The 24,715-nt window shown below is 61.0% G+C and carries 19 protein-coding genes; 12 read left to right on the top strand and 7 right to left on the bottom strand.

Annotated elements, in window-relative coordinates; translation table 11 throughout:
• Positions 1–24: 24 nt before the first annotated feature.
• Both AC1VNY_RS19295 and AC1VNY_RS19290 read right to left on the bottom strand, forming a co-directional pair.
• On the bottom strand, positions 25–1,056 hold the full coding sequence (locus AC1VNY_RS19295; protein ID WP_482406396.1) for a helix-turn-helix domain-containing protein: 1,032 nt from the start codon (positions 1,054–1,056) through the stop codon (positions 25–27).
• A gap of 13 nt (positions 1,057–1,069) precedes the next feature.
• The gene (locus AC1VNY_RS19290) at positions 1,070–1,891 is read right to left on the bottom strand and encodes a DeoR/GlpR family DNA-binding transcription regulator (protein ID WP_411780256.1); all 822 of its coding nucleotides are present in this window, start codon (positions 1,889–1,891) and stop codon (positions 1,070–1,072) included.
• A 352-nt stretch (positions 1,892–2,243) separates the two neighbouring features.
• Between AC1VNY_RS19290 and AC1VNY_RS19285 the strand changes: the two genes are divergently transcribed.
• From AC1VNY_RS19285 to AC1VNY_RS19260, 6 genes are all read left to right on the top strand, one after another.
• Positions 2,244–3,587 (top strand): aspartate aminotransferase family protein, encoded by a 1,344-nt coding sequence (locus AC1VNY_RS19285; RefSeq protein WP_482406395.1) that lies wholly within the window; start codon positions 2,244–2,246, stop codon positions 3,585–3,587.
• Between the two features lie 110 nt (positions 3,588–3,697).
• A complete protein-coding gene (locus AC1VNY_RS19280) occupies positions 3,698–5,005 on the top strand; it encodes a glutamine synthetase family protein (RefSeq protein ID WP_482406394.1) in 1,308 nt (435 codons plus the stop codon).
• A gap of 35 nt (positions 5,006–5,040) precedes the next feature.
• Complete coding sequence (locus AC1VNY_RS19275) at positions 5,041–6,426, top strand: aldehyde dehydrogenase family protein (protein ID WP_482406393.1); 1,386 nt, start codon at positions 5,041–5,043, stop codon at positions 6,424–6,426.
• 9 nt (positions 6,427–6,435) lie between these two features.
• Positions 6,436–7,608, top strand: coding sequence for an iron-containing alcohol dehydrogenase (locus AC1VNY_RS19270; RefSeq protein ID WP_028341161.1), 1,173 nt, complete (start codon positions 6,436–6,438; stop codon positions 7,606–7,608).
• Positions 7,609–7,611: 3 nt separating this feature from the next.
• A complete protein-coding gene (locus tag AC1VNY_RS19265; RefSeq protein WP_482406392.1) occupies positions 7,612–8,442 on the top strand; it encodes a type 1 glutamine amidotransferase in 831 nt (276 codons plus the stop codon).
• Positions 8,439–9,665, top strand: coding sequence for an allantoate amidohydrolase (locus AC1VNY_RS19260; protein ID WP_482406391.1), 1,227 nt, complete (start codon positions 8,439–8,441; stop codon positions 9,663–9,665). The genes AC1VNY_RS19265 and AC1VNY_RS19260 overlap by 4 nt, the downstream gene beginning before the upstream one ends.
• 347 nt (positions 9,666–10,012) lie before the next feature.
• Here the strand turns inward: AC1VNY_RS19260 and AC1VNY_RS19255 are convergent, their stop codons facing one another.
• Positions 10,013–11,083: a hypothetical protein gene (locus tag AC1VNY_RS19255; RefSeq protein WP_482406390.1), complete on the bottom strand. Its 1,071-nt coding sequence runs from the start codon at positions 11,081–11,083 to the stop codon at positions 10,013–10,015.
• 1,240 nt (positions 11,084–12,323) lie between these two features.
• Positions 12,324–13,220: a LysR family transcriptional regulator gene (locus AC1VNY_RS19250; protein WP_482406389.1), complete on the bottom strand. Its 897-nt coding sequence runs from the start codon at positions 13,218–13,220 to the stop codon at positions 12,324–12,326.
• A 148-nt stretch (positions 13,221–13,368) separates the two neighbouring features.
• On the opposite strand from AC1VNY_RS19250, the gene AC1VNY_RS19245 reads away from it, so the two are divergent.
• Positions 13,369–14,022, top strand: a complete 654-nt coding sequence (locus AC1VNY_RS19245) for a hydrolase (RefSeq protein WP_482406388.1) — start codon at positions 13,369–13,371, stop codon at positions 14,020–14,022.
• Positions 14,023–14,348: 326 nt separating this feature from the next.
• On the opposite strand, the gene AC1VNY_RS19240 is transcribed toward AC1VNY_RS19245, so the two are convergent.
• On the bottom strand, positions 14,349–14,693 hold the full coding sequence (locus AC1VNY_RS19240; RefSeq protein WP_482406387.1) for a hypothetical protein: 345 nt from the start codon (positions 14,691–14,693) through the stop codon (positions 14,349–14,351).
• Between the two features lie 194 nt (positions 14,694–14,887).
• Positions 14,888–16,357: an alginate export family protein gene (locus AC1VNY_RS19235; protein WP_482406386.1), complete on the bottom strand. Its 1,470-nt coding sequence runs from the start codon at positions 16,355–16,357 to the stop codon at positions 14,888–14,890.
• Positions 16,358–17,113: 756 nt separating this feature from the next.
• Between AC1VNY_RS19235 and AC1VNY_RS19230 the strand changes: the two genes are divergently transcribed.
• The 3 genes from AC1VNY_RS19230 (at position 17,114) to AC1VNY_RS19220 (ending at position 21,861) form a co-directional block, all read left to right on the top strand.
• Positions 17,114–17,428, top strand: a complete 315-nt coding sequence (locus AC1VNY_RS19230) for a cation:proton antiporter domain-containing protein (protein ID WP_482406385.1) — start codon at positions 17,114–17,116, stop codon at positions 17,426–17,428.
• A 1,201-nt stretch (positions 17,429–18,629) separates the two neighbouring features.
• Positions 18,630–19,676, top strand: coding sequence for a SphA family protein (locus AC1VNY_RS19225; RefSeq protein ID WP_482406384.1), 1,047 nt, complete (start codon positions 18,630–18,632; stop codon positions 19,674–19,676).
• Positions 19,677–19,824: 148 nt separating this feature from the next.
• Positions 19,825–21,861 carry an acetoacetate--CoA ligase gene (locus AC1VNY_RS19220; RefSeq protein WP_482406383.1) on the top strand — a complete coding sequence of 679 codons (2,037 nt, stop codon included), beginning with the start codon at positions 19,825–19,827 and terminating at the stop codon, positions 21,859–21,861.
• A 45-nt stretch (positions 21,862–21,906) separates the two neighbouring features.
• On the opposite strand, the gene AC1VNY_RS19215 is transcribed toward AC1VNY_RS19220, so the two are convergent.
• Positions 21,907–22,572 (bottom strand): TetR/AcrR family transcriptional regulator, encoded by a 666-nt coding sequence (locus tag AC1VNY_RS19215; protein WP_482406382.1) that lies wholly within the window; start codon positions 22,570–22,572, stop codon positions 21,907–21,909.
• A 351-nt stretch (positions 22,573–22,923) separates the two neighbouring features.
• Between AC1VNY_RS19215 and AC1VNY_RS19210 the strand changes: the two genes are divergently transcribed.
• Together AC1VNY_RS19210 and AC1VNY_RS19205 are read left to right on the top strand one after the other, a co-directional pair.
• Positions 22,924–23,796, top strand: a complete 873-nt coding sequence (locus AC1VNY_RS19210) for a fumarylacetoacetate hydrolase family protein (protein WP_482406381.1) — start codon at positions 22,924–22,926, stop codon at positions 23,794–23,796.
• A gap of 37 nt (positions 23,797–23,833) precedes the next feature.
• Complete coding sequence (locus AC1VNY_RS19205) at positions 23,834–24,715, top strand: VOC family protein (protein ID WP_482406380.1); 882 nt, start codon at positions 23,834–23,836, stop codon at positions 24,713–24,715.

The following is a 24,715-nucleotide window of genomic DNA, read 5'->3' as shown; positions in this document are numbered from 1 at the left end:
GACGCCTTGCCTTGGGATGGGGCGCTACGCCGTCTCGTGGACCGGCTGCTTGTCGATCTCCCAATAGGGGGAGCCGTATCCGTTGCGCGGCGCCACCCGGGCAGCAGGGCTCTTCGGCTGCGGCGAGCGCGCGCTTGCGGCCGGCTGCGGCGGTGCCACCGGCGTCTGGCGAACGTCGCGCGGCGCCACCTTGAAGTGCCGGCTGAAGCAGCGCGAGAAATGCGACACGTTCTTGAAGCCGACCTCGTAGGCGACCTCCGAGACGGTCCGCCGGCCCTTCGGGTCGGCGACCAGGATTTCATAAGCCCGCTGCAGCCGCTTGGTCTGAACGAACTGGCTGACCGTGGTCTCGTTGTCGTTGAACAGGCTGTAGAGATAGCTGAGCGAGATGCGGCTCGAAGCCGCGATCTTCTTCGGCGACAGCGACTGGTCGCCGAGATGGATCTCGATGAAATCGACGATCCGGCGGCGCAAATGATAGCGCGCGTTGCGTACATCGGTTGCGGCGCCGCGATCCTCTGATCCGATCGTCAGCGCGACGAAGCTGATCATTTCGGTCGCTAGCGCCTGGGGGTTCGGCGGCGGCGAGGCGACGAACAGCTCGGCCACGCTGCGGATCATGCCCGCGAGCAGGTGCGTCATCTGTTCGTTCGGCTTGAAGCGCCGGCTGATGTGATCTTCAACCGAGACCAGCCGGCCGCGCAGCTCGGCGGCCGGAATGCGCAGCATCAGGAAGCGTGCGGTCTTATCGGACGACAATTCGTAAAAGGCGAGCTCGCTGAGCAGGACATACTCGCCGGGACGGGCGATCCCGATGCGGCTGTCCTGGCTGAATGCGACGCATCCGGTCAGGGGAAACACCAGCACATAGGCGGCATCGTGGATGCAGGCGACGCGCTCCCAGTTGCGGGCAAAGGCGTGATCCGGCCCGATCAGCTCGAGATCGAGGCGTCCGATCCGAGTCCGCCAATCCTGCATGGGACCGGGGTCCTTGTCGTTGCCAGCATGAAGGCCGGTGTGGTCCTCGCAGGAAGCAACAGATGTCAGGCGTGCCATGGCTGGGCCTTTCTCAGGGTTGCGCAACAATGATCTCCGTTCCGGCCGCACGGAGAGCGGTTGCCAGGGCTCCCTCTGGTTGCCGATCGGTAACCAGACGATCGATATCGGTCCAATGTGCGAAGACGGTGAGCGCACGCTGGTCGAACTTGCTGTGATCGGCCACCAGGATGGCCTCCGCGGCGCGCTTGGCCATCGCGCCATAGATGGCGCCGGCCTCGTCGTCGGCATCGTTCGCACCGCGCGCGCTGATGCCGGTCGCGCTCACGATGGCGCGGTTGGCCTCATAGCTGTTGATGTTCGCGATCGTCTGCGTGCCGAACACATAGCCCTCGTTGGGGTGATAGCGGCCGGGACAGCAGAGCACGCGGATCGACGGATTGACGGCCAGCGCGGCCGCGATCGCGTAATCATGGGTGATCACGGTGACATCGTGCGCGCGCGAAGCCAGCCGTCTTGCGATGTGAAACGTGGTAGCGCCGGCGCCGAGCATCAGCACCTCGTTCGGCAGGATGAGGTCGGCGATTACCGCGGCCATCGCCTCGCGCTCGGCGATCATGATCGCCTTGCGGTCGGTCAGCGCCGGCTCGAGTGCGAAGGGACGGGACGCTCCGCCATATGTGCGGTTGATAAGCTTCTGCTCCTGAAGCTCCATCAGATCGCGCCGGATGGTCTCGCCGGAGACGCCGAGCACGGCGGCGAGCTCGGAAGCCCGCAGCGTCGGCGCGGCGGTGAGTTGCGAGATGATGTGCTTGTGGCGCGCGAGCTTCGAGAGGCGGTCGCCGTCGGCCTTTCGTGGCCGCTTGTCGGCCGCAGCAGGGGCGTCGTCAGTCATTCCGCTGTCTCTCCGGCTGCAAACCTCTCCAGCGTCCGCCTCATGATCGTTCCCCAAGCGATGTTGTGAGTCCACACCAATTATGTGGCATATTCCCCATTTTTTGGGCGCCGCGCTGCCTATGCGCTTCGCAAAGGGATCGCAGCGATCGCATAAGATACTGAAACATATGGAATATGTTTTTGGAATGCGGAGCGCATGCCTGACGTTCTGATGTCTTGTGCCTGCAATCCGCTTTTCAATTGTGGGAATTCGCACATGGATCCAAGGTCGTAGCGGAACGGCTGGGGCATGATCGCTGCAGGGGACGGCTTTGGTCCGCGCAGGCCGCGGGCCAAAGGGAAGGCGGGCGATGCAGCAGGAAAAAGAGATTCTGGCGTTGAACGCCTTCGATCAGGGCCGGGTGTCGTCAATCGACCCGGCGCTCGGCGAGGCGGTGCAACGGCGCCTGCGTTCCTTCGGAAAGGCCTCGGTCCTGTTCTATCAGGAGCCGATCCGGATGGCGCGCGCTGAAGGCGTCTACATGTTCGACGTCGATGGCCGGCGCTATCTCGACCTCTACAACAACGTCCCGTCGGTCGGGCATTCGCATCCGCGCGTCGTCGAAGCGATCAGCCGTCAGGCCGGCCTGCTCAGCACGCACACCCGCTATCTCAACGACGTCGTCGATGGCTATGCGGAGCGTCTCCTAGCGACGTTTCCGCGCGAGATCGATCATCTGGTGCTGACTTGCACCGGCAGCGAAGCGAACGACCTTGCGCTGCGGGTTGCGAAAGTGGCGACCGGGCGGACCGGCTTCATCGTCACGGAGACCGCCTATCACGGCAACAGCGCAGCCGTGACCGATGTCTCGCCGTCCGCGCGTCCCGGTCAGCCGCTGCCGCCCCACGTGCGCGCCGTTCCCGCACCCGAGATGTATCGCAATCCGGTCGGTGATCCTGGCCAGCGCTTCGCTGAGAGCGTTGCCGCAGCGATCACCGATCTAGAGCGCAGCGGCTTCGGCTTTGCCGCGCTGCTGGTCGACACGATCTTTTCGAGCGACGGTATCTATGCCGACCCTGCCGGCTTCCTGGCACCCACCGTGAAGCTCGTCCACGACCGTCGGGGACTGTTCATCGCCGACGAGGTGCAGCCCGGCTTCGGACGAACCGGGGCGGCGATGTGGGGCTTCGCGCGCCATGGCGTCGTCCCGGACATCGTCACGATGGGCAAGCCCATGGGCAACGGCTTTCCGATGGGCGGCGTCGCCATGCGCGCCGCGCTGCTCGATGGCTTCGCCGCGGAGGTGAAGTACTTCAACACCTTCGGCGGCAACCCGGTGGCCGCGGCCGCAGGCCTTGCCGTGCTCGACGTCATCGAGGACGAGGGCCTGATGCAGAACGCGCGCGAGGCCGGCCGTCAACTGATGGATGGATTGCGTGAGATCGGCAATCGCCACATGACCATCGGAGACGTTCGTGGCGCCGGCCTGTTCATCGGGCTCGAGCTGGTGCGCGACCGCGACAGCAAGGAGCCCGCGGCGGAGCATGCGAGCCTGCTGATCAACCGCCTGCGCCAGCGCGGCATCCTGATCGGTGCTGCGGGTCCCTTCGGCAATACGCTCAAGATTCGTCCGCCGCTGTGCTTCGGCAAGGACCACGCCGACATATTCATCACCGCTTGCGACGAGGAGTTGCGCGAGATCGCCGCGTCCTGACGCGATCGCCGATAGCCCGCGATGTCACCAAAGCCGAAGATTTGATCACCATGGATGCAAGAAGCATAAAAACCGCCGCCGAGGCGAAGGCTCTTGTCGAGGAGCGGGGCTTGTCCCACGTCAAGCTCGGCATCGTCGATCTCGACGGTGTCATTCGCGGAAAATATCTCGCGCGCGACAAGTTCGTCGGTGCGCTTGAGGCGGGCTTCAGCTTCTGCGACATCGTGTTCGGCTGGGACTCCAACGACCAGATGTACGACAATGGTGCGTTCACCGGCTGGCATACGGCCTTTCCCGACGCGACCGCGCGCATCGATCCTTCGACCTGCCGCGATGTGCCGACGGAAGAGAACATGCTGTTCTTCCTCGGCGAGTTCGAGGGCGCCGCGGCCGGGCTGTGTCCGCGCCGGCTGCTGCGCCGCGTCATCGATCGCGCCGAGGGGATGGGCTTCTCGCCGTCCGTGGCCGCCGAGTTCGAGTTCTTCGTGTTCGACGAGACGCCGCACAGCGTGCGCGAGAAGGGCTTTCGCGGCCTGAAGAATCTCACGCCGGGCTGGTTCGGCTATTCCATGCTGCGCGCCTCCGTCGAGTCCGAATTCCATCGTTCGCTGCTCAAGCTCTGCGACGACATGGACATGCCGGTCGAGGGCCTGCACACCGAGACCGGACCCGGCGTGCTGGAGGCCGCGATCAAATACACCGATGCGCTCGCCGCCGCCGACCGTGCCGTGCTGTTCAAGACCTTCTCCAAGGTCTGGGCCGAGCATCAGGGCAAGATGCTCACCTTCATGGCGAAATGGTCGAACGCCTATCCCGGACAATCCGGGCATCTGCATCTGTCGCTGCGCGACCGGGACGGCAAGCCGGCATTTCACCAGAGCGGCAGGCTCGGCGACATGTCCGACATCATGCGCTGGTTCGTCGGCGGCCAGCAGGCGCTGCTTCCGGAGCTACTTGCGATGGTTGCCTCGACCGTCAACAGCTACTCGCGCCTGATCCCCGGCTTCTGGGCGCCGACCGATGCGACCTGGGGGATCGAGAATCGCACCTGCGCATTGCGCGTGATTCCCGGCAAGCCGGCGAGCCAGCGCGTCGAGTACCGCGTCGCCGCCGCCGACATCAATCCGTATCTCGCAATCGCGGCCGCGCTCGGATCGGGCCTCTGGGGAATCGAGCACAGGATCGAACCGGACGAGCCGATCACCGGCAATGCCTATGAGCGCAAGCATGCGCCCGAGCGTGCGTTTCCACGCACGCTGTCGGAGGCAGCCGACCGGCTGGTCGCCTCGCAGGCGGCCCGCAGCCTGTTCGGTGACGTCTTCGTCGATCACTACGCGATGACGCGGCAGTGGGAGGAGCGCGAGTTCCGCAAGGCCATCACCGACTGGGAGCTCGCACGCTACTTCGAGATCATCTGAGACCGATCCTCCCTTGCCAATATGAGTGACATCACGTGAACGATATCGTCTGCATTTCGCCGGTCGACGGCAGCGAGGTTGCCCGGCGGCGCGTCGCAACGGGTGCCGAGGTCGCGGCGGCCCTCGCGCAAGCGCGCAAGGCGCAGCAGGAATGGTCGAGCGTGCCGCTCGCCGAGCGCAAGGCCATGATGCTCGCCTTCCTGCACGAGATGCGGGCGCAGAACGACGAGGTCGTTCCGGAGCTCGCGATGCAGATGGGGCGGCCGGTGCGCTATGGCGGCGAACTGCGCAGCCTGGACGAGCGCGTCCGCGCACTGGTCGATCTCAGCGATGAAGCGCTGGCGCCGATCGTGCCGACCGAGCGCCCCGGCTTCCGCCGCATGATCAAGCGCGTTCCTGCCGGCATCGTGTTGGTGATCGCGCCCTGGAACTATCCCTATCTCACGGCGGCCAACACCATCGTGCCGGCGCTGCTGGCCGGCAACGCCGTGATCCTCAAGCATGCCGCGCAGACCCTGCTGGTCGGCGAGCGCTTCCAGGCGGCACTGCACCGGATCGGCCTGCCCAAGGGGTTGTTCAGGACGCTCACGCTCGACCATGCCATGACCGGGGAGCTGATCGCATCGCGCTCGGTCGACCATGTGAACTTCACCGGCTCGGTCGCCGGCGGCCGGGCGGTGGAGCGGGCGGCGGCCGGGACATTCATCAGCCTCGGGTTGGAGCTCGGCGGCAAGGATCCGGCCTATGTGCGACCGGATGCCGATTTCGATTTCGCGGTCGAGCAGCTCGTGGACGGCGCCTTCTACAATTCCGGCCAGTGCTGCTGCGGCGTCGAGCGGATTTACGTGCATGAGTGGATCTATGACTCCTTTGTGGACGCCTTCGCCGGCCTGACGGCGCGCTACCAGCTCGGCAATCCGCTGTCGCAGGACACGACGCTCGGTCCCATGGCGGCGACGCGCTTTGCCGATACCGTCCGCGCCCATGTCGGCGAGGCCGTGGCAAAAGGCGCGCGGCCTCTGATCGATCCGGCCCGGTTTCCGGCGGACAAGGTCGGTACGGCCTATCTGATGCCTCAGGTCCTGGTCGGCGTCGATCACTCCATGCAGGTGATGATGGAGGAGAGTTTCGGGCCCGTGGTCGGCCTCATGAAGGTCTCCTCCGATCACGAGGCGATTGGCCTGATGAACGACAGCCCGTATGGCCTGACTGCATCGGTCTGGACTGAGGACGCCGCCGCAGCCGAACGCATCGGTGACGGCATCGCAACGGGCACCATATTCATGAACCGCTGCGATTATGTCGATCCCGCTTTGGCATGGACCGGCGTCAAGGACACCGGACGTGGTGCCGCCATGTCGCGCCTCGGCTTCGAGGCGCTGACGAGACCCAAATCATTCCACCTTCGCATCGAGCACTGAGAGCAGCACATGGACGTTCAGATCACCGGCGCCTGGAATTTTCCGACGCGCGTCGTCACCGGCGCGGGCCGCATTGCCGAGCTTCCCGAGGCGTGCAGGACCAACGGCCTCACCAGGCCGCTCCTGGTTACCGATCACGGGCTCGCCAAGACCGATCTCATCGCCGGCATCGTCGACCGCGTGCGCGAGTCGGGCATTCCGCTCGCCGTGTTTTCCGACGTGAAGGCCAATCCGACCGAAACCAACCTGACGGCCGGCGTCGAAGCCTTCAAGGCCGGCGGTCATGACGGCGTGATTGCGGTGGGTGGAGGTTCGGCGCTGGACGTCGGAAAATGTGTGGCCTTCATGGTGGCGCAGTCGCGGCCGGTCTGGGATTTCGAGGACGTCGGCGATTGGTGGACGCGCGCCAACACTGAGGGCATCGCGCCGATCATTGCGGTGCCGACGACGGCAGGCACGGGGTCCGAGGTCGGCCGCGCCGGCGTGATCACCCGTGAGGATACCCATGAGAAGAAGATCATTTTCCATCCCATGATGATGCCCAGGATCGCAATTGAGGATCCCGAGCTCGCGGTCGGTCTCTCGCCGTTTCTCACCATGGCAACCGGCATGGATGCGCTGTCGCACTGCTTCGAGGCCTACTGCGTCAAGGCATTCCACCCGCTTGCCGACGGCATTGCGCTGGAGGGGATGAAGATCGTCGACAGCTATCTGCCGCGTGCGGTCGAGAACGGTCGTGACCTCGAAGCGCGCGCCTACATGTTCGCTGCGGCCTCGATGGGAGCCACTGCGTTCCAGAAGGGGTTGGGCGCGATCCACTCGATATCCCATCCGGTCGGCGCCCGATACGATACTCATCACGGGCTGACCAATGGTGTGGTCTTCCCTTATGTCCTGGTCTGCAACAAGGCTGCGATCGCCGACAAGATTCCGCACATTGCCCGCGCGCTCAATTTGCCGGGCCAAGACTTCCATGCCGTGCTGTCCTGGCTGCTGGCCTTCCGCAAGAAGCTCGGCGTGCCGCATACGCTCGCCGAGCTCGGGGTGAAGGAGACCGATGCCGGAACGATCGCGGCGGATGCCGTCAAGGATCCGACGGCGGGTGCCAATCCGCGGCCGTTGACCGAGCCCGAGTTCAAGCAGCTGACGCTGGCCGCCATTCGAGGCGATCTTGGAAGCTGAGCCGTGCTGAGGCTGCTCGTTCTCGAGGGCAATACTCTGGCCGGCCGGCGACGGATCGCCGAGACGGCGGGCGCAATGCCCGCGGAGAGCTATGCGGCGGTCCTGCGGTCGCTTGCACCTCGCGTCGTCGTCGACATCGCGACGCCGGCGGATGCGAGCTTCGCGCTGCCGCAACCGCTCGAAGCTTACCACGGCATCGCGATCACGGGATCGGCCCTCAATATCTACCAGCGGGAGGTCGGAGCGCTGCGGCAGATCGACCTCGTGCGCGAGATCTTCGTTCGCGGCGTGCCAATGTTCGGCTCGTGCTGGGGCTTGCAGCTCGCGACGGTCGCGGCGGGCGGCGAGGTCGGTCTCAACCCGGCGGGACGCGAGGTCGGATTCGCGCGAGGGATTATGCTGACGGCTGAAGGCCGCGCTCATCCCATGCATGCTGGTCGTGCGGCGGTTTTCGACGCGCCGGCCATCCACAGCGATATTGTCACCCGCCTTCCGCAGTCCGCAACCGTCACCGCCTGGAATACCATGTGCGAGGTTCAGGCGGCGGAGATCCGTTTCGGTCGCGGGCTATTCTGGGGCGTGCAGTATCATCCCGAATATCGCCTGCACGACGTCGTCGCCGTCATCCGGCGCTACGGACAGCTCCTGGTTGACGAGGGTTTCTTTGCCGATCTGGACGCGCTCGCGCGTTATGCCGCCGACCTGTCGGCGCTCGACGTGGACGAACGGCGTGGCGATCTCGCCTGGAAATTGGCACTTCACCGCGACATTCTGAGCCATGATTGCCGGCAGACCGAGCTGAGGAACTGGATCGCATCGCTGGAGCAGACATGACCGCATTGCATGACCTCATCGCGCGCTTTGCCAGGATCGGTGCGACCGACGACGGTGGCGTGTGTCGGCTGGCTGGAACGGCGCGCGACAAGGAGGCGAGGGACCTCTTCTTGCACGAGATCGCCGATCGCGGCCTTGTTCCGAGGATCGATGCGATCGGCAATCTGTTTGGCGTGGCGATGCTGGCGCCGGCGTCCACGGACGTCGTCATGACCGGCTCGCACCTCGATTCCCAGCCGACGGGAGGACGATATGACGGGGTCTTCGGCGTGCTCGCCGGGATCCTTGCGGTCGAGGCCGTCAGGGAGCGTTGCCGTGCCAATCCGGGCGCCGCGCGACGCAACCTCGCCGTCGTAAACTGGACCAATGAGGAGGGTGCCCGCTTCCAGCCCAGCCTGACCGGCAGCTCGGTTTTCGCCGGCGCCCTGAGCCTGAAGGATGCATATACGTGCAGCGACGCAGAGGGCGTCACCCTGGGCGAGGCGCTGTCCGCGATCGGCTATTGCGGGACGACGCCGCTCGAACACAATCCGGTGCGCTATGTCGAGCTGCATGTGGAGCAGGGCGATCGCCTGGAGCAGGCGGTCGCCGACATTGCCGCAGTGTCCGGCGCGTGGATGACGCGCAAGATATCGGTGATGTTCGAAGGCGACTACTCGCACACCGGACCGATGCCGATGGCGCTCCGCCGCGACGCCCTGCGCGCAGCGGCCCGGGCGATCGAGGCGCTGTACCAGGAGATCGCGAGCGAGACAGCGGGCGCCCATGCCTCCGCGGCGCGCATCAGCGTTTATCCCAACTCGCCGAATGTCGTGGCGGGCCGTGTTCGGGTCTGGTTCGAGATCCGGCATGAGGACGAAGCCGTGGTCTCAGCGATCAGCGACCGCTTTCTGCGGCGAATTGAGCGTGAGTCGGGCGAGATTGGCGTTGGTCTCTCGATCGTAGCCGACGAGAGGCGAGCGGGGACCGTGCTCGATCCCGGCGGCGTGGCACTGGTCCTTTCTGCCGCCGCGGATCTCGGTTTCAAGGCCATGACGCTCAAGACCATTACCGGCCACGACGCGCTGGCGATCCAGAAATCTGTTCCGTCCTCGTTGATGTTCGTCCCAAGCCAGGGCGGGCTCAGCCACAATCCGCGCGAGTTCACGGCGCCCGCGGCCCTCGACAAGGGCTACGCCGTGCTGACCGAGGTGCTGTGGAGAATGGTCACCGCGAAGGCGTGAGGCGTTTCGGGTGCGGCTGGTGGGCCCGGCAGGACTCGAACCTGCAACCAGACCGTTATGAGCGCAGCGAACATCCGGAATATCAGAGCATTTTCAACAAAGCTCGCGCATTCTTGCGCACGTTCGTGCGCGTTTGTTCACGGGGTTTCTGTGGGATTTCTGGTGGGCGGCTTCTCTTTCCTTGCGGCTGCGGCCCATTTGATCATGTCGGCTTTCGGGTGGCGACCGGAAGTCATGCGCCGTCGACAGAAACGACGCGATTGACCCAATTCTGACTTATCGAAATATAAAAAGCACTTAACTTGGATGGGGCTGAAGGGCTGAGACGGGCGCTACCGCGGCCTTAACTACGGAAGTCCTTTTGTCGCCGTAAAGGGATTGAACCCCCGTTCTGCAAGAGCAGCCCACGAAGCTGCGCCAAGATGTGGCAATCGGAAATAGAGGCGTGGCTTGGCCGGATCGGTATCCAACATGAACCCAGTCGGTAGCCCTCGGACACTTGTGGCATAGAATCCGCCATCCGGCGACCTCTGGGATTCGATGACAGCGACCAACGATTTTGCCTCTCCAGTCCTGCCGAGCAATTCCAGCAAGAGAGCCATTTGGCCGGTCCCTTCGGTCCACACACCATCTCGGTCTTCACCGTAAGAAAAGCCCTTGTCAACGCTCATTCGCTGTTCGGCGGTAGTAATTGCCGATGCAAATTTCTTGGCCGCTCCGGCGAGTGCCGTTAAGGGCCAGACTTGAGCATCAAGTGCCAAAATCGGATTGCGCGTGACGCCGTCTTCGGCGGTGCCTGCGGCGAAACAGGCGCATGCCGGATCCCACATCGTATTTACGAAGCGCTCAGCAGCTGTTGCCATATCACGCCAGCGCGAATCGCCCGTGCGGGTTGCAAGAAGACCAAACGCGGCGGCGAGGTCAGTATTGTGTTCGGTCGATTTCCATGTCCGTACGTCGGGCGTCGGTTCGTGCCCAAAAGTACCGCCCGTGAAACCGCCAGTACCGCGCGTGTCGGCCCATTGCGCGACCCAGGTGCCAAGCCGTGCCGCACCATCGCGGAACCGAGAGTTGGCACTCACATCGTCAATCGATAGCAAAGCCAACATTGCCCATGCAACGTTGCCATTATCGCTGCCCACCTGATATCGATCTTCTAACCACTTGTTCTGAGTATTGTCCCACCAACCCGGAAGTTTGGCGGAGCCACTCGCCACCACACCCGCGGCGTAAGCGTTCCGGAGCCGTCCATCATGCCAGGTCCGGTCGTTATCGATGGCCCAGAGAATCGCCGTGCCGATCCGAGATGCTTTGTCTCGCTCACCGCAACCGACCAATGCGATGGCGGCCACCGCATTGTCATAAAGGTATGCGGCGCCATGGAGAGGCCCCGATTCCACGGTCGGATAGCTGGGCAAGAACAACGGCCCTGGCGGTGCCTTGTCGATTAGACCAGCGAGGTACTCGCATGCAGACGCTTCTGGTGTTGCTAAAGCCCGTAGTGGAGTGGCGGCCATAATGATTATGAAAGTCGTTACGATCCATACGGAGGTTTCTATTCGGGCCACTTGCTGTTCTCCGGGGTGGACGATGATCCTATATACCCATCGGCGATATCTGGAAGTGGCCCATCTTGGACCTGCGAACGTCGCCAGCCAATGTCCGATTGTCGCGCAGAAGCAGAGGTCGTAGCAGCCGACTTTCCTGTTGAATGACGTGCGAGCAAGCCGTCTCACACGGCCAACCATCAGATCGTTATTTGCGCGAATTCGTCCGCGTTCGAAGACGTTCGTTCAACTTCGTCGTAGAATATCTGTGGGGAAAATCACCGGCTAAGCTGCACGGCGTTCGATAAGTATTTGATCTTGCTGTGGTGGGCCCGGCAGGACTCGAACCTGCAACCAGACCGTTATGAGCGGCAGGACAAGGGATGCAGCCGTTGATTTTTCAGCATTGTTTGTGATGTTTGGCCGCGTTTCTCGCTCTTGGAGGGATCGTTTCTGGTGCGAAACTGGTGCGGTTGGCCTAGCTTCCGATCCCGACCGCTGAACGGCCTGGCTCGTGGGTTCGACTTCCACTCTCTCGCCATTTGTGCGATTTTGTACGCCAAGCTACGATCTTCTACGATCCTAACAGCGCGGTTGAGCGCCTATCAGGCCGTGATCTCTTGGATCATTCCCCCGCAATTGGCTTCCTGCCGCTGCTCGCGGATGCGGTCGGCGACAAGCTTGCTATCTAACACCCTCCTGGAGCCCGGTCGCCGTGTTTTGCGCGGTCAAGCCGCCAGCAACAGCCCGGGAAAGGTCAACGGGCAGAAGCCGAATTGGCGCCATTGGCCTATTCGCAGATGAAGGTCGTGGCCTAGGCTATTGAGGGCCCGGGAAGTCTGGACGACGTCGCGCTCTCTCGATGCGCGGTGTTTTCGACAGCTATGAGCACCATCACCCTCGGGGCGCGGGCGAGCGGACGCAGCCCCGCGTGTTGCAAGTGCAGTTCCAGAGTGTCGTTGGCAGTAGTGTCGAGCAATTCAGAGACGGCTCACGGCAAGTCGTCGTGGCTCCGCAGGAAATGGCGTCTGGAGTGTTGATCTATCCGTTCGCGAACGGCCGTGGGATTAGGTCGCGCGTATCACTTACCCACCTCGGCTCAGTGATCCGCTTAGACAGCTGCAGTGCCGACAACGTCAGGAGCTTTTCCGAAGCACTCGATCAGCATTTCGGTGAGGATTCTTATCTTGCGAGCGGGATGCTGACCTGGTGGCCGGACGACAAATACGCCCGCCGGACGTATCGGATACCGGATCATGACCGCAACAAGCGTGCCAGAGGCCAGATGCTCATGGATCAGCCCCTCGGGGAGATAAGCGATGCCGAGTCCTGCTATGGCGGCAGTGACGAGAGCTGTGCCGTTGTCGGCTTTGAAGCGCCCCTGCGGTCGAACCGTGACGGTTTGTTCACCATCCATGAGCTGCCAGGTTTCAGTGCCCTGCATGAGAGCCTGATGAGAGAGGAGTTCATCCGGTGTTTCGGGCGATCCGTGCACTTTGATATACTCCGGACTAGCAACTAACTTCCCATAGATCGGTCCGACGCGCCTTGCGATTAGGTTAGAGTCCGGAAGATGGCCAAGCCGTATCGCACAATCATAGCCCTCTGCGATGAGATCTACGAAGCGATCAGTGTAGCAGGTGTGGATGCCAAGCTCAGGGTAACGTCGCGCCATTTCGGCGAGCACCGGAGCAAGATGAGTCGGGCCAAAGGTAAGCGGTGCAGCGACGCGCAAGCGGCCGCGAAGTTCACCGGCGGGTAAGATCGTTTCCTTGGCAACATCGATCTCGGCGCAGACTCTGGCGGCGTGATCTCGGAATGTGGAACCCGCCTCTGTCAGAGCGGCGCCGCGAGTGTTTCGTGCGAGCAGCTGGACCCCGAGCTCTGCTTCAAGCCGAGCGAGCTGCCGACTGACGATCGACTTGGAGACGCCGAGCCGGCGCGCAGCAGGTGTTACGCCGCCGGCATCAGCGACCTCTACGAATGTTCGCAGTTCTTCAATGTCCAATTTTAGCGTTCCTGCTTTTGCGACACAGTGTGGCGAGGGCAAGCGCTACCGTATCGCAAATGGGAATGGCAGTGTCCACGTGGACATCGTCGCAGGCGACGCATGTCTTCCCACAAATCAGCTCATCTAATGGCAGCAGAGGATATTCATGACCTTTCGCAACGGCCTCGCGTCGCTTCTTCGTCCCGAAGACTCGGTGCTCGTTTTGATCGATCACCAGCCCTATCAGCTCACGAACTTGAACAGCCACGATCCGCAAGCTGTGGTCAACAACACGACCGCGCTGGCGAAGCTGGCAAAAGCCTTCAACGTTCCGACCATTCTCACCAGCGTGATCGCGGCGCGCGGTGGACTTCTCTTTAAGCAGATCACCGACGTATTTCCGGACCAAGAAGTCATCGATCGTACCTGGGTGAACACCTGGCAGGACGAGAATGTGGTGAACGTCGTCAAAGCGACCGGCCGCAAGCAGCTGATCATCGCGGGCCTGTGGACCGAGGTCTGCGTCGCAATGCCTGTCATCCAGGCCGCCGGCGAAGGCTGGGACGTGACCGTGATTACCGACGCGTCGGGCGGGATTTCGAAGGAGTCTCACGAAGTTGCAATTCAGCGAATGATCGCAGCCGGAGCGAACGTGATGACCGTGATGGCGCTCGCCGGCGAATGGCAACGCGATTGGGCGCGCACCGTGCATGTCGAGGAGTTGACCGAGATTCTCATCCAGCACTTCGCCGGCAGCGGTATCGCTTATATGTGGGAACAGCAATTGCTCAACACTCCGGCACCAAGCGCGGCGAAGTAAATTGAAGGGGGTGGCGGGTGTCCGGACCATGCCTTGCGAAGGGTGTCCGCTGGGCTAGTCTCGTCATCCCCTCTTTCCAGAAATTGGGAACCCAGGACTTCGACCGCTGCCAAGTCCTTTCATTTGCTACGTTACCGAGTAGTCAATTCATGTGGATGACAGGTCCTTGGTTGTCACCCGGCCGCCCGACCGCATCGCCGACGATTGGCCCCAGCGAGACAAGGCGCTGGTCCTCGATGCGATGACATCTCTATTCCAGCGTCGCGACGCAGCGTCTGTCGAGTCGCGCCTGGAACAGCCTGTGCCGGTTGTCATAAGACAGCCCTTTACTCTTTGGGTGGGTAGGGCTCGATGTCCGCAAACCAATAGTGCCTGGCGATGTTCTGACTGTTTCGGATGACGTGGTAGGCAATATCCGGATCGCCTCCTTCGAAAGTGTCCGGATCTGCACCGCACATCAGGCAATACATTCGCTGATGGACGACGCCTGCAAAATATTCCAGCACCGGCGTGGCGTCTCCCTGATCGATTGCTCGCATGTCTTCGGTAGCCTGTTTGAGTGCCTCTTTCAAAGCCATAGAGACCGCAGCAGCCAACGCCGTGTCCGCACGTGTGATTACGTTGATGGCCTTTCTTTCAGTCGGCGTAAGTACAGGGAAACTTTTTGTCACTACTAACCTCTGTGAACTTTGATGGTTTCGCGCCGGCAGTGGGTCGGTCGGCGCCGTATCCGTCGAGCTCCTCTCCAATACGCAGCGTAATGAAAGTCCTGTGTAAGGCTGGTCGAGGTGCAGGACGACGAAGTCGTTGTGGCAGTCACTACATCACGGCATCGGAGCAGCACAGCGATTGGTCTGAGCTTCCTTCAGAACTTGAATCTCACGTAGGCCGAGCCATATTGGACGTCGCGACCGGGTATCGCGCTCGCGGTCAGAAACGGTCCAACGAAAAAGTAGGCATAGGCCAGCGAAACGTCTACGTGCCGGGTGGCTCGCCAAACGATCGACGCCGAAAGCTGGTCTCCGATGTAGCGCTCGCGGCTCTCCTGTCCCGTCCGAAGCAAATTGCCAGCTAACCCGTAGACGCCGTCGTGTAGACTATTTCTCCAGAACAGGTCGTAGCCAATTCCCAGCTGAACTGAGTCCGATAGATTGGCCTTGAACGTGGCGCCCAGCGCCAACAGATTGGGAGCGCCGTTCAAGCCGATTGCAGCTTGACCGAAGTAGATTCCGGTGGGGAATAGAGCGCTAAACGTTCCGAATGTTCCGCTTGCCGGGCCGCCGTCACCGCTCGTCGCCGCCGCTTTCAGACTCACGCGGGGCGCGAAAGGTATGGACTTGAAGGTGTAGCCCGTTTCTGTGGCGAAAGAATAGGCGCTTAACGGAAGACCCGCAAAACTGCCGGCCTGATATGTCAATTCCCAATCGTAATCCCAATTTCCCATCGACCCGAAAGCCCGCGCGCCGAATGTATGACGCTGCTGGTCCCCCGTGCCGCGATCAAAGGTAGCTTGGCGATTGTTGATGCCCAGATAATACAGATCGAGGCCGCCACCCATTGAAGAGACCGCCTTAGTCGCGTAGAGGCCCCAAAACGTCGTGCGGGTGTCCGACGGATCGTCGAACACGGACGGTCGGTTCAGTACCGGTCGGGTGACGAGCGCGGTTGCGTGCCAACCGCCGATATCCAAGACAGCCGAGACTCCATCGAATGCCCGCCGGACGTTCGGTCCATCGCGCACGTCCACGAATCTACCAGAGCCGAATCGAAACTCCTGCCGCCCAAGGCGGACCGTAATATCCGCGCTCGAGAAGGCCGGTACGTCGAACTGGGCAAACGCCTGTTCCAGCCACAGTTGAGCCTCATCCACCGGGCGGGGCCCGCCGTTGCGTCCATCTAATGTCGCGCTGGAAAGTTGCCCGAAGAGCCGGATCCCGTCTCCTAAGTGCCAATCCGAGTAAGTTGAAATGCGCTGAAGGAGGTAACCGTCGCGATCTTGTGGTCCCACCCCCCAATTGGCGTTCCTAAATCCCTCGTACCACTCCCGAACTTCACCGCCCAGCGTTAGATACTGGTCTTTTTGAGGACTCAAAGAAATGAACTTGATGGGGTCTAGGAAATCGCGTTTGCACCCGGAATCACGAAGATAGCTGTAGTCTTCATCCTGACGCAGCAGCGCATAGGGCGGCGGCGAGGGGCAGATCGAATCCGCCCATGCGCTAGAGGAGACCATGCTCAGGACAAAAATCCAAACCCACTTCGACAGGGTCCACGATTCTTTCTGAGTTCTCACGCTTCCGGCGTGGCTGGCCCCGCTAGGATTTCCGCGGATCATTATGCGAGGCTCGCCAGTGGTTACGAGCCGGACATCGCGCCGCGAACCAGTTCCCGTCAGCGGCTCCTCGTTGCGGGCGCATATCGAAGCAGCCTGTCCCCTAGCTGAAGAGATCGCTGGCTTCACCTTCGGGCACTGTGGCATCGAGATCGTCATTGTCCGCCTGTCCCAATCTCGATGAGATCAGGCGATCCCGAATCGACTCGGCTCTTCCGGGAGCGCCCACCATGGCGCCCGCCTGCTCGCCGCGTATCGCTTTGGGACCAAACGCGGTAGTCGCACGACTTGATCCTCTGTGTCGTGCAAAGTGGAACGCAGATTCTGCCGTATCCAGCTGGGGTAGCCTGAACGACGCGTCCAGGCTGGTTCTTTTTCAGCTCGCGGTCGCCGCAACGCTAACAGGCACATTCAGCCCAACCCATGCTGTGCTTCAGTTTTCCTGGCTCGCAGCCGGCGGAGTGGCGTTGGAGGTTGCTTTCGCCAACGTATCAATTTTCGTCCTCAGGCGGATCGACGATGCAGGGCTCTCTCCGTCGTCTGGGGATTCCTGACCGCGTGGATCTCGTATATCGCGGCGGAGAAGATCGGCGTTTCCGGAGTGCCGTCCACGGTCTCGTGCGGCATGGTTATGGGGTGGGGTCAGCATGATCTCCTGTCAGCCGTTACTCGCACGCGATCGGCGGCGGTCTGGGGTGTCGTTGTCTTTCTGCTGGAATCCCTGATTTCTTCCCGATAGGCCTTTCGCTCCGCGGCCTGTTGATCAGGCTCGGCGGATCAGAAGCCCTGCTCGAGCTCCTGCCCTCAACCATGGCGATCGTCGCAGCCGTGATCGTCGCGAGGTTCGCCTGGATCTTTCCGACGACTTACATTCCTCGTGCGTTGATCCCCATGCTCCGTGCGCGGGATCCCTATCCTCCGCTATCCGTGCCCTTCATCATGAGTTGGGCGGGGATTCGGGGAGTGGTCAGTCTCGCCGCGGCCCTCTCACTTCCCGAGGCCTTTCCCGGTCGAGACCTCATCCTGGCGGTGACGTTCGCGGCACCCGAAAATTTCATTCATACACGTAGTTGAATTGGTGGTTTTGGCCTACAAAAGTCGAAAATTCTCTATCTTTCAATGAGGATTGACTGACACTCTCTCCGCATTTGCACGATTCTGCGCGCCAGGCTTCGATTTTCTACGATCTCGTACGTACGATCGTAGCGTTTGAACGTAAGCGGGGGTGACGCCGTGCGAACCAACAGCCTCCTGCTCTGCTGGAAATTATCGGCAGATCTGAAATGTCATTCTCCGCTTTGGGAGATGCAACAAGCCGACGTCCTGATCGAACGATGCGGCAAGAACGGACAGCCCAGCTCTGCGACCAGAAGCAATGGTGCCGCGGATTTCCGTCAACGCAGCCTCACGGTAGTGTAGACGGTCACTCAACTGTGGCGAGGCAGCGAGCAACCCGCGGGTGTAGAGATGTAGCGCATGCGCGAAGAGCTCCGTCGGCAGGGGTTCTCCCAATTTCCGTCCGGCGTACATGACGACCGACGCACGCGCGAAATCGATGCGCAAGGCGGAGCCCGGCGTCGCTGTCAGCAACAATTCGCGCGTCGCGGTTACGATCGTGTCGCGCAGCCTGGGAGCCGTTCTGATTGGGCGTCCCTGTGGGGCAGGGAGCCTTGCTGCGGCTGATCGCTTCTTCGTCGTTTCGCTCACGCGCTCTCATCAAGTTTCATGCCTCTTGACATCCCGCAGCCCCCGTGGGTACGAATATAAGAAATTCCTCGCATGAGGAAATAATTTGAAGCGACGGAGCGCGCGAATGTCAAGCGCGGTGCTCAGATGAGACTTGCGTCGGTTTGCGCAAAATAGGTCGTGTCGTGAGACGCGAAATGTGTTGGGCGGACCAGGCAGCCATAAGCGATGACCCCAAGCAGGAGGGTCGCGCGGGATCGGTTCGATCCTGCTGAAGATCGCGAGATCGCATTGGTAGGAGAGGCGCTTGGAGGGGGACAAGATGACGTCTCATTGAAGACTATGCCGTTCGCGCATCCCATCGGCCCAGCCGCGAGGGACGCAGAACGATGACGATATTCTGACTTGAATGAAGACAAGTCGCGCGGATTGACGCGCCACGGCTTTGATTGGCCCATCGCGGGCTTGCATCGGAGCTGATGCGCGCTTGGCGCTCCCTCAAAGTGAGCGTCGTCGGCTTAGTGCGATGACACTGTAGGGCATCGTTGAAGTTGCGGGGTCGGGTGGTGTGCGCAGCGAGCGATGACGAATGCCTGAGTATATTTTTGGCGTTGCGGCAAACGTCGTGACATTAGGGAGGAGAAAGACAATGCTAAAGCAGAGCTGCGCACTTGTTGTCGCGGGATTCGTCGCGCTGTCTACGACACCTGCGCATTCATACGAAGCAAGTTCAGCCGTGGCCATGCCTGGGTTGTTCATCGGAACGGCTGCGGCGGCGCCACCGCCAGGCATCTACGGGTTCGATCGCGTAAGTACGCTGCAATCGAATATCGCCGGTCCGGTGACTAATGTCATTGGCAACAACACGGGCCTGCAAGTCGGCGCCGTCACCCAAGGTTTTGTGTTCGTTCCAGGCTGGACATTTCTCGGCGCTACCTATGATGCGGCGCTGGCGTTGCCGTTCCAGATGCAAACCGTCGGAAGCCCGGTGAACGTCCAGGCAAGCGGCATGTACAACACCTATATTGCGCCGATCGAACTGAGCTGGAAATTCGGAGATACCGGCTTCTTTACGAAGGTTGGCTTCGGCATGTATGTGCCGGATGGCACTCAAACCGGGGTCGCCAAATTGAGCAATGTCGGCGAGCCGTATTGGACGTTCATTCCGCAGTTGTCGCTGTCCTACCTGAAGAACGGATGGAATCTGACGGCAAACTTCTACAACGAGATGAATACGGCAAATGCCGTGACCAACTACACCACCGGCAACATCTTCCATGTCGACCTCACGGCAACAAAGCAAATCGATCGGTGGACCATCGGTCCGGTGGGATATTACGTTGGGCAGATAACAAGCGACAAATCGAGCGCGTTCTACGGTTACAAGATCCTGAACTCCAACCGCTATGATCGGATCGCGCTCGGCGCTCTCGTCGGCTACGATTTTGGTCCTGCACAGCTTCAGGTATGGGCCACGGAACAAATCTATACGGCGACATCGGGGGCGACGTCCGGAGGGCCGGTCAATCTCTCCTCCGTTCCAAACGGGTTCAGCGTGGCCGCGACCCTGCGCTATCGCATCTGGGCTCCAGACCAGGAGCCCATGCCAACCAGCCGGCCCTTCTTCATGAAGTAGAAATTTGGTCTCTGTTGCCCCAATCGACCCGGCGATGCCCCGCCGGGTCGATTGGGCGATGACGGTTTGGGGCCGTTATCATCGAGTCCTGGCGACCGGATGAGACGACCGCGAGTAGTGAATTAGCCAGAGAGTAAGGCGCTAGAAGATGACTTCCGGAATTGCGCAAGATCCAAGCGGCGAACTGAGGGCGGGGCGGTTGCTATGGACGCCCGACAGCGCGCGGATAGATCGAGCTCAAATCACCAAGTTTCTGCGCTGGCTTGACCGGGAGCGGGGCCTGACATTTGTTGACTATAACGAGCTTTGGCGCTGGTCCGTCGCAGAAAGCGACAGCTTTTGGCGCGCGATTTGGGACTATTTCGAAATCTGGGGTGATGCTCCAACGGAAGTGCTTCATGGGACCGACATGTTCAAGGCTCGCTGGTTCCTGGGCGCGCGTGTCAACTACGCGGAGCACCTTCTGCGCCATGAAGGCGTCGCGACTTCCGAGGAAGCCGCGCTGGTCTATTGTTCGGAAGTCCGCCCCGTCATGACGATGACGTGGAGTGAACTCGGGCGGCAGGTACGCCGATTGGCAACGCGGCTGCGCCAAATCGGCGTCGAGCCGGGTGATCGGGTCGTTTCCTATATGCCAAATATTCCGGAAACGGCGGTGGCCATGCTTGCGACCGTCGCGATCGGAGCAGTCTGGTCGTCCGCGGCGCCGGAGTTTGGCTCTAAGATGGTTCTTGAGCGCTTCGGTCAGATTGAGCCCAAAGTCGCGTTCTTTGCGGACGGCTATCATTTCAACGGTCGCATGTTCGATCGACGAACCGAGATCGCCGCGATCGCAAACGCGTTACCGAGCCTAACGACCCTCATCTGGCTTCCGTACCTTGGTCTTGATCGCGATGTCACGATCAAGCCCCCCATCGTGGAGTTTACCGAACTACTATCCGGGCCAGAGATTCCGGCAGCGGATTTCCAGTACGAACGGGTGCCGTCTGATCATCCACTATGGATACTCTTCTCATCCGGAACGACCGGACTACCAAAGGCTATCGTTCATGGCCATGCGGGAATGATCGCCGAGCATCTGAAGGCGATGGCTCTCCATTGCGACCTCGGGTCTGGCAAGAGGATGTTCTTTTACAGCACCGCCGGCTGGATGATGTGGAACGCGGTCATGGCCGCGCTGATTGTGGGCGCGGCCGCCATTCTCTATGACGGCAGCCCGGTTCATGGAGGTGCCGACGCGCTTTGGCGAATTGCCGACGAGACGGGAGCTACGCTATTCGGTGCCAGTCCCACGCTTGTCCAGACAATGAAGAGTGAGAATGTCTGTCCGGCTGCCAACTTTGATCTGCGCGCGCTGGACACCGTCATACTTGGCGGGGCCCCCTCTACACCCGAAACGTTCGGTTGGATTTACGAGAATGTCCGGTGGGATCTCTGGGTAACGTCCCAGTCCGGCGGTACGGAGCTTTGCAGCAGTCTTCTCGCCGGAAATCCCACGCTTCCGGTCAATGCCGGCGAGCTCCAGGTGCGCGCGCTGGGGATCGATGTCCAAGTCTGGAACGACAGCGGCGAAGAGGTGGTCGATGACGTTGGCGAGCTGGTGGTCGTCAAACCCTTTCCATCCGCGCCGCTCTTCTTCTGGGGCGATGCAGACGACGTTCGCTACCATGACAGCTATTTCAGCACGTATCCGGATATTTGGCGTCACGGGGACTTCGCAAAGATAACTTCTCGCGGAAGCGCGTATGTTTATGGCAGGTCGGATTCGACGCTCAATCGCTTCGGCGTTCGTATTGGCAGTGCTGAAATATACCGCGTGTTGGAGCAGATACCGGAAATCGCCGATGCATTGGTCATCTGTTGTGAGATGCCCGGGGGCGGATTCTACATGCCGCTATTCGTTGCCCTGAAGGCGGGACTAGGACTCGATGGGGGCTTGAAAGCTCGAATCGTTGACAAGCTACGTGCCGATGCCAGTCCTCGGCATGTACCGGATGAAATCCACCAGGCACCTGCCATCCCTTACACGTTGACGGGCAAGAAGATGGAAGTGCCTGTGCGTAAGGTGGTCATGGGGGTACCGTTGGAGCGGGCCGCAAGCACCGATGCCATGGCGGATCCGGTTTCACTCAATTGGTTTGTGGAATTCGCTGCGCGCGGCAAGGCAACACGCGACTCTGTCTAGGCGCCGCTCGAGGGCGGCTGAGCGATGCAGTGCGGTCAATCCGTGCTAGTTCGATCGCTGCTTCATGCCCTGTGCGAATATCCTTGCGACGAACTTGCCGTACTCTTTCGTCAATTCGGCATCGAACCGCTCGCGGCCGAAGAATTGCTGGACGAATCCTTGTTCGCGAATTGGGAACGCGCAAATGGCAATCACCATCATGCGAAAGAACTGAAGCTCCCGCCGCGTCATTCGAATGCTATCCGTAGTGCGGATGGCCTGTTCAATTCGAGCCGTCGGGGAATCGACAAACGCATCTCTCATCTTGGATCCAGCGGGCGCACTGAGTCGGCCGATTTCTCTCACCAGGAGATCGTGCATGTAGGGAACGCTCTCGATGATTCTCATCATCACGGTCATGACTTGATCGAGGAGATCCTGAATGTCCCCACTGGGAGGAACCTCGTATTCGCTCCTCCTGAAATCGTCCATGAACGTCAGCGCGACCGCGCTTAGCACGTCGTCCTTGCTTCCAAAGTAATACCGGATAAGGGCGGGATCGACCTTCGCCGCCCGTGCGATATCGATGCGGGATATCGCGTCGGGCGGGCTCGTTCGAAGTAAGTCCCGCGTGGCCGCGATGATCTTCTCTCGCAATGCCTGCGAGTCATCCTTCGGCGGTCGCCCCTGCCGGCGCTGGGTCTTGGGCTGCTTGGTCGCCTTCTTGCTCATATGAACTGGATCGGCTCGCACTGCTCATGTCTCTTGACACTCTTGTCGCCTTCATGGCAAGAAACTAATAATTCCTCTATCGAGGAATTAATTGACGGCGACCTTGTGGGCGATTTGGGATGGCCTGGACGACTTGGTCCACCGGGATTCCCGTGAAAAATCGCATCGTCACGCGTCGAGCCGCGAAGAGGGGGAGGGGATTGTCCGTAGGTACCGCGCTTTGACCCACACGCCGGCCACAGCCGGAAACGAACATCCACGGCGCTTGATGGCCGATCAAGGCGCGTGGCTACGCCGGTCTCATGCTGGGCCGCTCATCGGCAAGTTGATTTTCTTCGGAGACAGGCACGAATGAAGCTTCTCAGATACAAGCACCAGGATCGCATTCGTGTCGGCGCGTTGACCGAGCAAGCGATCGTTGATCTGACGGATGTGGCCGCCGGTGCGTGCGATTTGCTCCCTCTGATCGAGGGATGGCACGCGCTGAAAGATGTTGTGGTCAGGCGCCTCGACGTGGCGCCTCGAATTCCGCTACCGGACGTCAAGGTCCTCGCGCCGATCGCACGTCCCGGCAAGGTGCTTGCTATCGGCTTGAACTACGCGGATCACATCGCGGAGACCGGGCTAGCGACGCCCGAGCGGCAACTCTGGTTTACGAAGGCAAACACCAGCATCACCGGTCCTTACGATCCTATCGATTTGCCGATTGTCTCGTCGTTGCTCGACTATGAGGCCGAACTCGTCGCTGTGATCGGTCGCCGCGCCAGGCACGTCGGTGCTGCGCGCGTTCGCGATTATATATTCGGGTTCTGCGCTGGAAATGACGTCTCTGTCCGTGACTGGCAACAGCATAGTTCGCAATGGTGCGTCGGCAAATCGTTCGACACGCACGCGCCGTTCGGGCCATGGATCGTTACCTCCGACGAGATCGGAGACCCGCATCGACTGGATGTGAAGTGTCTCGTCAATGACGAGATCCGACAGCATTCGAATACTCGTCATCTCGTATTCAACGTATTCGAGCAGGTCGAATACCTCAGTCGGGCCATGACGCTGGAGCCTGGAGATCTCATCTTCACCGGGACGCCTGGCGGCGTCGGAGCGGCGATGAAACCGCCCATATTCCTCAAGGCCGGAGACCGCACGCGCGTGGAAATTGAAGGCATCGGCTTCATCGAAAACGTTGTGGTGCCAGAACGGGTCGACGGCGAAACCGCGAACTGACCGCGCCTGCTGAGTTCTGCAGATATGGAGAGGTGTGATGCCCAAAGTGTTTCGAATTGGCTACATCGAGCTCGCTACGCCGGATGTGAGACGTCAGGCGGAATACTATGAGAACGTGATCGGTCTGCGCCAGGTTGAGGAGAGCGCAGACGCAGCCTATCTGAGCATCGGACTCGACCACCATAACGTCGCACTGCGACCAGCCAGTGCGTCGGCGCTGTCGTGCATCGGGTTGCAGGTCAATCAGGACGTGGCGTTGAAAGACTTGGCCAAGGACCTCGAAGGCGCGGGCCACAGGGTTCTTTGGAAGAAGGACGCTCGTCCGGGCGTTTCGGAGCTGATCGAGGTGACGCCGTCGGGATCGATTCCGCTGCAACTCTTCAGCGCTATGACGATGTCGGCGCCAGGGTTCTCCGAAAAGGGCATCAGGCCGGTCCGTCTCGGCCACGTGGCGATCATGGCGCCGGACGCAGGCAAGGTCGTGCAGTTCTTTACCGAGTCGCTCGGCTTTCATACCACGGACTGGTTTGTGGATGTCGCGACCTTCCTGACGTGCAATCCCGATCATCACGTCGTGAACGTCATTCAAGCCGACAGAAGCAGGGTTCATCATATCGCATTTCAGGTCCAGGACCGTAGCCATCATTGTCAGGCGGCTGACCTTCTCGCCAAGGCCGGCATTTCGACCTTGTGGGGTCCGGCAAGGCATACGGCGGGTCACAATTTTGCAGCCTATCATCACGATCCGGATCGAACGATCGTCGAGCTCTATACGGACATGGACGTTCTGCTGCCGGATATCGGAATCTTTGAGCCGCGACCATGGCACGAAGATTTGCCGCAAAAGCCGAAAGTCTGGCAGCCGGGCACGTTCAACACCTGGGGCACGCGTTTCGAGTTCGACTTCAGCGTTGATTGA

The organism is Bradyrhizobium ferriligni (assembly GCF_056837965.1).
Note: the sequence above shows the minus strand (reverse complement) of the source record. Positions and strands in the feature narration are given on the sequence as shown.

What these genes read in the sequence shown, in the direction of transcription:
- AC1VNY_RS19295 (WP_482406396.1), bottom strand. Translation starts at nt 1,056, where the DNA reads ATGGCACGCCTGACATCTGTTGCTTCCTGCGAGGACCACACCGGCCTT.
- AC1VNY_RS19290 (WP_411780256.1), bottom strand. Translation starts at nt 1,891, where the DNA reads ATGACTGACGACGCCCCTGCTGCGGCCGACAAGCGGCCACGAAAGGCC.
- AC1VNY_RS19285 (WP_482406395.1), top strand. Translation starts at nt 2,244, where the DNA reads ATGCAGCAGGAAAAAGAGATTCTGGCGTTGAACGCCTTCGATCAGGGC.
- AC1VNY_RS19270 (WP_028341161.1), top strand. Translation starts at nt 6,436, where the DNA reads ATGGACGTTCAGATCACCGGCGCCTGGAATTTTCCGACGCGCGTCGTC.
- AC1VNY_RS19260 (WP_482406391.1), top strand. Translation starts at nt 8,439, where the DNA reads ATGACCGCATTGCATGACCTCATCGCGCGCTTTGCCAGGATCGGTGCG.
- AC1VNY_RS19245 (WP_482406388.1), top strand. Translation starts at nt 13,369, where the DNA reads ATGACCTTTCGCAACGGCCTCGCGTCGCTTCTTCGTCCCGAAGACTCG.
- AC1VNY_RS19235 (WP_482406386.1), bottom strand. Translation starts at nt 16,357, where the DNA reads ATGATCCGCGGAAATCCTAGCGGGGCCAGCCACGCCGGAAGCGTGAGA.
- AC1VNY_RS19225 (WP_482406384.1), top strand. Translation starts at nt 18,630, where the DNA reads ATGCCTGAGTATATTTTTGGCGTTGCGGCAAACGTCGTGACATTAGGG.
- AC1VNY_RS19220 (WP_482406383.1), top strand. Translation starts at nt 19,825, where the DNA reads ATGACTTCCGGAATTGCGCAAGATCCAAGCGGCGAACTGAGGGCGGGG.
- AC1VNY_RS19215 (WP_482406382.1), bottom strand. Translation starts at nt 22,572, where the DNA reads ATGAGCAAGAAGGCGACCAAGCAGCCCAAGACCCAGCGCCGGCAGGGG.
- AC1VNY_RS19210 (WP_482406381.1), top strand. Translation starts at nt 22,924, where the DNA reads ATGAAGCTTCTCAGATACAAGCACCAGGATCGCATTCGTGTCGGCGCG.
- AC1VNY_RS19205 (WP_482406380.1), top strand. Translation starts at nt 23,834, where the DNA reads ATGCCCAAAGTGTTTCGAATTGGCTACATCGAGCTCGCTACGCCGGAT.